The 876-nt window shown below is 43.6% G+C and carries 1 protein-coding gene; it reads left to right on the top strand.

Features of this window, described 5'->3' with window-relative positions; translation table 11 throughout:
* A partial coding sequence (locus A3766_RS30280; RefSeq protein WP_197479272.1) for a hypothetical protein occupies positions 1 to 876 on the top strand: 876 nt, incomplete at both ends.

Here is an 876-nt window from a genome sequence, read left to right on the forward strand (position 1 = left end):
TAGCTGGAGACTCAAGACCGAAGCTAACTATAAAATATTACCGAAAGGTGTTCTGGACTCCATCCAATCGAGTGCCAACTATCAAGCAAGTAAACGGGTAAGTTATCAAGCCTCGTTAGGCTACATTCTATCGGAAGAAGACACATACAGCTTCGACAATATGATCAGCTGGCGTCTGGACAAATACTCGTTTTCTCTTTCTGCCGGATTTGATACACAAGACCATCAAAGTATTGGCTTAAGCATTAGCTCTGCCCTTGCCTACGACAAACCTCATAATAGCCTCTACCTTAGTTCTGAAAGTGTGGCCTCTAGTGCCAGCGTGCTCGCACACACATATTTGGATCACAACAATAACGGTAGGTTTGATGAACAGGACAGCCCTCTTCCAAATATACATTTTAAAGGAAAGAACAGCTGGAGAAACAGCGCCACAAACGAAGAAGGTTATGTCTCTTTATGGGGGGTTCCTGATCTTCAAATGCAAACGATTAGTATCAACTCACGGAAAATTGAAGACCCGTTTCTGAAGCCACAGAAGGAGCATTTCACGCTCTATTCTCACTCGGGCAAGCTCAACGAGATCAGTATCGGCTTCCAAACTGCGATGGAACTCGAAGGAGAAGTGCTGCTTGAAAACAATGGTAAACTTATACCGAAAGCAGGTATTCCTGTCTCTCTTTTTACACTCGATGACTCACTGATACAGCAAACCCGAACCGAGTACGATGGTGTTTACATATTCGAAAACGTCCTACCAGGTAGCTACTTACTTAAAATAGATCCTGACTACCTTCAAAGTAAAAACCTCAGCGTAACACCAACTATAGAGCTCAAGACTTCAGGCGATGAAGGTATCATTTACCTTCCTCCCAC

Source organism: Oleiphilus sp. HI0132 (genome assembly GCF_001635845.1).